This window comes from Rhizomonospora bruguierae (genome assembly GCF_018397995.1).
Taxonomy (GTDB): Bacteria; Actinomycetota; Actinomycetes; order Mycobacteriales; family Micromonosporaceae; genus Rhizomonospora; species Rhizomonospora bruguierae.
On sequence record NZ_BBQH01000111.1, the window covers coordinates 1 to 7,088 of the forward strand.

Below are 7,088 nucleotides of genomic sequence, written 5' to 3' on the forward strand. Positions count from 1 at the left end.
TTTCTTGGATGTTCCACCGCTCGGCTTCCGTGCCTTCCTTCGCTGGCCCCATCAGGTCAGCGGCGCGGCGGGCCGCGGTCGCCGGGTCGACGCAGCCGGCCAGCGGTGACCACCGCAGCGTCGACGCGACACCGCCGATCCCGGCAGGGTTGAACACGCCGACCGGGCCGCGGCGGCGCCGTAGCGGCCCGGTCAGGTCGTAAATGTCCGTCGCGGTCGACGTGACGACCACACCGCCCGGGGCGTCGATGACGCGGCAGGCAAGCTCCGCAGTCTTCCCCGTGCCCGGGATACCGACACGCAGCGTCGACTCCTCACCCGACGTCCACACCGCCTGCCCACCCGCGCGGGCCAGCGGCGTCGCGTAGCTGAGCACCGGCACCCGCCACCGCGCCACCATCGACAGGCCACGCAGCGACGGCCGTAGCACCGCCGCGCGGCGGCGCATCGCCCACGCCGACGACGTGCGGGCGATGTCCCACCGCGACGCCGTCCCGCTGTTACGCCGCGACCGGCGATCCCAGCGGGCGATCGTGGCAGCCGAGCCCCGGCGCCGCAGCCGCAGCCACACCGGCACGCCGGCCACCGCCAGCCCGAGCAGCAACAGCACGGCACCAGCGGCCCGCAGGCCCGGCGCGGACAGCGTCAGCCAGCCCAACGCCACCATCAACAGCCCGGCACCTACCGTCCGGGTCAACGTTCGTACGGTCGGGGTCACCATCACGCGCCCCCGCTCACATCTCGTCTTCGTCAGACGGCGCGCTGTGGACGAACGTCGGCCCGTCCACGGCGTAACCGTCCTGATCAATCCAGCCCGTGTAGCCGGACTCGCGCAGGTCGAAAAAACGGCGGTCAGCCTCGGATTCGGGCTGACCATCCCAACGGCGGCTCTCCATCGCTGTTCCTCCAAGCGATCGAGGGGAAAGTGCGGGGTTGAGGGCCGGGGCGCGGCCGGAGGTTGCGAGGCCGGAAGGCCACGCCCCGGACAGAGTCAGGAAGGCGAGCGGGTGTCGTCGTCGGCGTGGAGCAGATGAGCCAACGCGGCACCCATGCCGAGCACCGCAACCGGCAGACACGCGACCGCCGTGGTGATCTGCCACGGCGCCGCCGTCACACCGGCCGCAGACAGCAGGTGATAGGCGACCTGACCAGCCGCGCCGAAGATCAGCGATCCGATCGCAGACCACCGCGCGAACGCCCGAGCGCGGCGCGGCGCTGCCGCCGACAGCCACACCCACAACGCATAAGCGGCGTAGGTCTCCACACCGACCGGCAACGTGATCGCCGTATCCAACATGAACCCGTCCGCGATACCCGGCAGCGGGTGAACCTTGCCGAAACCGGTCAGCCGGCCCAGCTCCACCCACCCGGACCAGATCGCAACGAACGCCGGCAACGCCAGCAACAGCACCGGCCAACTCGCCGGCCGCCGTCGCGCCCGAACAGCCGCGACCGGCTCCACCGCTGGCGCAGCGACCGGCGGGGCCGGCTCGGCGGCCGGGACAGACGACGGCTCGCCGTCGGGCAGGCTCCGCGCCTCGGGCGCCGGCTCGACCGCGACAGGCGTGTCCACGCCCGACCGGTAGGGCTCGACCGGCGGCGGCTCGGGAATCGAGACCCGCTGCCCACGCGCCACCCTGACCAGCTCGTGACGCAACGTCGCTTCCTCATCGGCCAGCCGGGCGCGCACCGCGTCGGCCTTCGGCGCACCGATCCGGAACTCACGCATCAGCCGGTTCCGCGGCGGCACCTCGCCTAGGTCCTTCATCAGCCCGCGCGCTTTCGGGATCAGGTCATCGACCGACATCGGGTAGGCGCTGCGGGTCGTCGTCGGCGCGGTCATCAGCGACCACCACCCAGAACACTGAGGAAGTCGCCGATCCCGTCAACGGCCGCGGTGAGGACCGTCCCGAGCCCACGCGCCGCGGCGGCGGCGCCGTCCGGGCTACGGATAATGAAAAAGATCAGCAGCACGGCGAACAGCAGCGGATAGAACTTCTTGAACATGACCAGGGACTCCTAACCCGCCGACACATCGGCGCAGTCAAGGCACTCGCCGAGCGAGCGCGGGATGTAGTACGGCCGCTCGACGCGGCACGAGGGGCAGATACGACGGGCGCGAAGCGCCCGACTGATTGCCTGCCGCTGACGCGGCGAAGCGACCCGCTTCGGGCGGGCCAGGTCGATCCGGTACAGGTAGGCCACCCGGACACCGCCGATACCGGCCCACATCACTTGCGCCGCAACGGATTGACCGCCGGGGCGTAGCCCGGCGTCGCGGAGTTGCCGGCGCGTGGCGAAGCCCGCGGGGGCGCCGCGCCACCAAAACGTCGGGATGCCGTACCGCGACCCGTCCGGGTCGTGGAAGGCGGCGCGGATGCGGGCCATCAGGTCCCGCCGGAGGCGATAGACCGGCAGCCGGTCAGGGTTGACGAAGCACCGGACGCCCCACGGCGTGCGGTACTCCACCCGCCACTCGTCCACGCCCCACAACGCGAACTGCCCAGCCCAGCCGACGAACGTCACCGGGTCGACGCAGAACCGGCCCGAACCTGGCGGGCCAGCGTGGGCGACCAGGTCACCAACCCGGACCTGACTCGGCTTGACCCGCTCCAGGTCAAGCCACGTGTACCGGTAGCGGTCCTCATCGCGCGGGCTCACCGCGACCGCCTCGCCTTGCGGCGCCGCGGGCAGTGCTCCACATCCGGCGGCAACGCGGCCAGCCGGCCGCACGTCTCGCAGGTGCGCCACACGGCGCCGTTGCCGATCGTGACCCGTAGCGAGGCGGCCAGCGCGGCCATCACGCGGCCCAACCCGGTGACCGCCGGGCCAGCTCGGCAGCGACCCGGGTCACCCGCGCCTCGGCGCGGCGCAGGCGCCGCCAGTCCAGCGGCGACGGCCCACCCCGCTCATCAGCAGTCAGGATCGTGATCTGCGCGTCGAGGACGGCTAGCTCAGCCTCGATCAACGGCCATTCCGCCTCGATCGCAGCCAGCTCGACAGGGGACGGCTCATCACGTGCAAGGTCAAGACGCTTCCTCACGGAAACCTCCGAAAAGATCAAGAGAAGGTGGGGCGCGGCGGCAACCTCACACCGCGCCCCACCAGGGCAGACTTATGAAGCGGCCCGAGACCGGGCCGACGTACACAGCGCGCGCTCACCCGCTCACTCGCTCCGCTTCGCCCGGGACATACCGGGATCGGCCACCATGTGGCTCAATGCAGAGATGCCGCGAACCGGCCTGCTACGCGCCTTTTCCTGTCGCTATGGACTTGAGAACGAACCCGCAGACACGGACGGCTCGTAGGCGCGTCGCGCCGAAACGCGACCTTCCCCGGTGCCCGACCGGCTGTCTCTTGTTTAGCCCACTCAACCGACTACGTTGTGCGGGGTAACAACAGGACACCACGGTAAACCAGGGGTGTCAACCCCTCTAAACTAATCTGTCGCTGGGGCTCGACGGGCCGGCCGTTCCTAGGGCGGGTAGTCGCAGGTAGAGTGGGATTAGCCCCCTTGACTGGCGACAGGAGATCTTGTGAGCGACGCTCCGGAGATCATGGAAATCAGCGACCCCAGGCAGCGTGCACTGGCCATCAGCGCCAAGATCGACGACTACCAGGTGGCGATAGCGGACCTGTCCCGGCTACGACGCGAGACGCTTGAAGAGCTGGTCGCGGGCGGAATGACGCAGACGCAGATTGCCGAGTTGCTCAAGATGTCCAAGGGTCGGGTATCCCAGCTCATGTCGGCCGGCCTGCGACCCGAGCGGGCCTTCTTTGGCAATGGGAAGCTGACCTTCGCGATAGGCGCCAAGAGCGAGAGCAACCGGACCGACCCAAGCCACATGCTGTCCGCTGAAGCGTTCACCGCCTACGAACGGCTGGGCGCGGCGGCGCGAGCTGCCGGGCTCGACGCGACCAACGAGGTCGTGCCGGCACCGGGCAATGTCCACCTCAACCGCCCGAACCTGATCGTGCTGACTAACCCACGCTTGCTGCCGTTCCTGAGCCAAGTCATGGAGGCAGACCCGCATATCCGCTACGTGGTGGACGACAAGGGCTGGCATCTAGTCGATCTCACGACGGGGACGGAGTACCGGTCACCGCGAGACCACGGTGAGCCGGCCGACTATGGCTACGTCGGGCGGCTGCCTCGGCCCGACGGCAAGGGCACCTTCCTGTACCTGGCCGGGACCCACGCGCCCGGAACCCTCGGCGCGGCCACGTATGTCGCCAACAACCTGGCAGAGCTGTACCGGGAGCTGAAGACACGGCGCTTCTCGACCGTCGTCAAGTGCCAATTTGAGCCAGGCAATCAGTTGAACATCATCTCGACTGAGCGCGTCACGCCGTTGTACCGGCACGAGGGAGCCTGAGATTGCGTACGCAGGTAGCCACCGACGCTGGCTCCACTGATGTCCCCAGCGAGGATCGGGCGGTCGTCGGGCCGAACCTTTGGGTAGTCCTCGATGGCGCCACGGTCCGCACGGAGACCGGCTGCATACACGGGGTCGCGTGGTACGCGGATCACCTTGCGGCGGCGATCGTAGACAACGCGTCGCTCGACCCTACTGCTGCGCTAGCCGCAGCCATCCGCCAGACATCCGATAAGCACAGGACCACGTGTGAGTTGAGCCATCCCGGCACGCCATCGGCCGCTGTAGCCATCATGCAAGTCGGTGATGGCAGGCTCCGTTACCTCGTGCTCGGTGACGTGACGATCGTCCTTGACCTGGGTGATGAGGAGTTCGTGGTGACGGATGATCGGGTAAGCCGGACGGCGGTTGCCGAGCGAGCGGCGGCCGACGCGTTGGTAGCAGGCTCGCCTGAGAAGGTGGCTGCGCTGGTGCGGATGAAGCACACGGAGTTGGCGGCGCGCAACGTGCCAGGTGGGTACTGGATCGCGGCGAGCGATCCAACGGCAGCCGAGCACGCCTTGACAGGAGAAGCGTCCCTGACCCGAGTGAGGCGGGTAGCCATCCTGACCGACGGAAGCACGCGGATCGTTGATCCGTTCAAGCAATACGACTGGCGCGACGTTCTAGATCTTTTGGAGACGGCAGGTCCGACGGCCCTAATAACCGAGGTTCGCGCCACAGAGGCCACCGACCCCAACGGCACGCGCTGGCCGCGCAACAAGCTCTCCGATGACGCCACAGCGGTCTACTGCGACGGGTTCCCGCGCGCTTAGGCTGAGACATGGACCAAGGCCAATTTGAGGCGGCGCTTGCGGATCTTGCCAGAACCTACGCAGTGGCGGCCGACGCTGCCTCGGCGGCGCCAGACCGGTGGCGTGCGTTCGGGAACGCGACGCAGCTTGCCGCAGCAGTCCGAGAGCTAGCCGAGGCAGCGTCAGACCTCCGTGCGGCCATAGCCGCAGATATCCAGAAGGACGAAGAGCTGTCGCTGGCCAGCCTGGCCAGCCGCCTCGGGGTGTCCAAGGCGCGAGCCGCCCACAGCCCGGGAGACCGTGGCGACCGGCCGCGGGCAGCCGTCGCCGGACGCTGCCGCGAACCTCTACGTCTTGCAGCTCTCCGCGGCTGAGGAGATCGGGTTATCGGGCGTACTCACCGGCGAGCGTCGAGACGATCTCAGAGCACAGTGGCGTGCGTACCGCGCCGAGATGACCCGCGCGGAGCTGCCGGACAAGTTGGAGATCAAGCGGATTGACGTCGAGCAACAGGCGGACGACCGGGCCACGGTAACCGTGCATGTCTTCGGAACGTGGTGGACGAGCGAGACCGGCGCGGGCATCCTCAACAGCCCGGCGTATCCATGGCACTTCGACACCCGGCGCGAGGCCGGAGGGTGGCGCATCTGGGCCGTGGAAGCCCCGGCGTGGTGCGGCACCTACCTCCGCGAAGGTGCCTGCGGCGAGCCGGCACCCACCGGTACCGCGCCGACCGTCGAACCCCGCCTGTTCGTACGAACTTGTTCTGGCCCCACCGTTCCAACTTTTCCTGGGACCAGTGGGATCGATGCACGCCTGTTTCCAACTTCTTCTGGCCCCACCTCCCCGCGCGTCCGGGAGGTGGCCAGCCGGCCGGCTCGACCCGCCGGAGCCGCGTCCGGTTGCTCGGTGGCAAGCCGACCCGCACCGCAGGCGCGTCCACGCGCCGAGGAGCGGCAGCGGCGCGGCAGCATCGTTCGGCTTGGGCAGTCGAACCGGCATCGCGCCCGAACGCATCGATGCCTGTGTGGGGCCAAAGGAAGTTGGAATCTCTTGGTTGCTCGTCGCTTCATCGGCCCGCGTCAGGTAATCGCGCGGGATGACCTTCCTGCTGCGCTCGTCGGCGATCAGCCGTTTCTGGTCTAAGTGCCCAGCGGGAAGCGATCATGGGCGGAGACTACCTACCGGATCATGGTCGCGAGGGGGCAGTGTTGCCGGGCCTTGCCGGTCGCCCCTGTGCCACATGCGTGCCAAAGTTGCCCGCGCTTTCGTGCGTCGGCTGACGCCCGCGCAGGTCAGGGGCAGCATGCGGCCGGGAGAGGTGTATCCCTCCGGAGGCGGGGGCGCAGGTTCGAATCCTGCCGGGGGCACCTCACAGAACTGCAAAAGCGCAGCGTAGTCGATCTGCACCTGACAGTTGAAGCTCACTTCACTCTTGTCTAAACATCTGACGCAGCCCCCGGGCTCACGCCCGGGGGCTGCGTCAGATGTGCCTGGGTCACCGCTGCCGGACTCTGCAGCCTCGCGCCCGCGACCAGCCAGGTCCGGCTTATCGCCAGAGTGCGCCGGCCGGAAAGGCGCCGGAAGTGGCTACGCCGAAGCGACGCTGGGAATGCTGCGCGATGGCGATGCAGCGTACGTATTCAGCTTGAGATGATCGGCTGAGTTGGGTCGTCGTCTACTGTGGTGGCTGTGGCTGGCATGATCTTGGTTGTGCAGCCGGACTCGCAGCTTGACTCGGTGGGGCAGCTCGTGGCGGTGGTCGCTGAGCGGCGGGCCGAGGTTGAGCGGCTGCGAGCGGACAACGAGCAGTTGCGGGCTGAGAACGAGTTGTTGCGGGCTGAGAACGAGTTGTTGCGGCGCCGGCTGGGCTTGAGCTCGTCGAACTCCTCCAGGCCTCCATCGTCGGACGGGCTGA

Annotated in this window: 10 protein-coding genes and 1 pseudogene; 4 read left to right on the top strand and 7 right to left on the bottom strand. The window is 68.5% G+C overall.

Annotated elements, in window-relative coordinates; translation table 11 throughout:
* The 7 genes and pseudogenes from KJS59_RS29975 to KJS59_RS30005 form a co-directional block, all read right to left on the bottom strand.
* Window positions 1-697: pseudogene (locus KJS59_RS29975) on the bottom strand (hypothetical protein); the annotation flags it as partial.
* 37 nt (window positions 698-734) lie between these two features.
* Window positions 735-896 (bottom strand): hypothetical protein, encoded by a 162-nt coding sequence (locus KJS59_RS29980; RefSeq protein WP_213457259.1) that lies wholly within the window; start codon window positions 894-896, stop codon window positions 735-737.
* Window positions 897-991: 95 nt separating this feature from the next.
* Window positions 992-1,843: an ABC transporter permease gene (locus tag KJS59_RS29985; RefSeq protein ID WP_213457261.1), complete on the bottom strand. Its 852-nt coding sequence runs from the start codon at window positions 1,841-1,843 to the stop codon at window positions 992-994.
* Window positions 1,843-2,007 carry a hypothetical protein gene (locus tag KJS59_RS29990; protein ID WP_213457263.1) on the bottom strand — a complete coding sequence of 55 codons (165 nt, stop codon included), beginning with the start codon at window positions 2,005-2,007 and terminating at the stop codon, window positions 1,843-1,845. The genes KJS59_RS29985 and KJS59_RS29990 overlap by 1 nt, the downstream gene beginning before the upstream one ends.
* A gap of 12 nt (window positions 2,008-2,019) precedes the next feature.
* Complete coding sequence (locus KJS59_RS29995) at window positions 2,020-2,388, bottom strand: RRQRL motif-containing zinc-binding protein (RefSeq protein ID WP_213457271.1); 369 nt, start codon at window positions 2,386-2,388, stop codon at window positions 2,020-2,022.
* 269 nt (window positions 2,389-2,657) lie between these two features.
* The gene (locus KJS59_RS30000) at window positions 2,658-2,804 is read right to left on the bottom strand and encodes a hypothetical protein (protein WP_213457265.1); all 147 of its coding nucleotides are present in this window, start codon (window positions 2,802-2,804) and stop codon (window positions 2,658-2,660) included.
* Window positions 2,801-3,043, bottom strand: coding sequence for a DUF6284 family protein (locus KJS59_RS30005; RefSeq protein WP_213457273.1), 243 nt, complete (start codon window positions 3,041-3,043; stop codon window positions 2,801-2,803). Before KJS59_RS30005 ends, KJS59_RS30000 begins: the two co-directional genes overlap by 4 nt.
* 493 nt (window positions 3,044-3,536) lie before the next feature.
* On the opposite strand from KJS59_RS30005, the gene KJS59_RS30010 reads away from it, so the two are divergent.
* The 4 genes from KJS59_RS30010 to KJS59_RS32405 form a co-directional block, all read left to right on the top strand.
* Entirely contained in the window at window positions 3,537-4,376 is an 840-nt protein-coding gene (locus KJS59_RS30010) for a winged helix-turn-helix domain-containing protein (protein ID WP_249715148.1), read from the top strand.
* A gap of 2 nt (window positions 4,377-4,378) precedes the next feature.
* On the top strand, window positions 4,379-5,191 hold the full coding sequence (locus tag KJS59_RS30015) for a hypothetical protein (RefSeq protein WP_213457267.1): 813 nt from the start codon (window positions 4,379-4,381) through the stop codon (window positions 5,189-5,191).
* A 279-nt stretch (window positions 5,192-5,470) separates the two neighbouring features.
* Window positions 5,471-6,316, top strand: coding sequence for a nuclear transport factor 2 family protein (locus KJS59_RS30020; protein ID WP_213457269.1), 846 nt, complete (start codon window positions 5,471-5,473; stop codon window positions 6,314-6,316).
* Between the two features lie 555 nt (window positions 6,317-6,871).
* Window positions 6,872-7,088, top strand: a 217-nt coding sequence (locus KJS59_RS32405) for a DUF6444 domain-containing protein (protein WP_376771307.1), incomplete at its 3' end; no start/stop codon positions are given.

What these genes read in the sequence shown, in the direction of transcription:
- KJS59_RS29980 (WP_213457259.1), bottom strand. Translation starts at nt 896, where the DNA reads ATGGAGAGCCGCCGTTGGGATGGTCAGCCCGAATCCGAGGCTGACCGC.
- KJS59_RS29985 (WP_213457261.1), bottom strand. Translation starts at nt 1,843, where the DNA reads ATGACCGCGCCGACGACGACCCGCAGCGCCTACCCGATGTCGGTCGAT.
- KJS59_RS29990 (WP_213457263.1), bottom strand. Translation starts at nt 2,007, where the DNA reads ATGTTCAAGAAGTTCTATCCGCTGCTGTTCGCCGTGCTGCTGATCTTT.
- KJS59_RS29995 (WP_213457271.1), bottom strand. Translation starts at nt 2,388, where the DNA reads ATGGCCCGCATCCGCGCCGCCTTCCACGACCCGGACGGGTCGCGGTAC.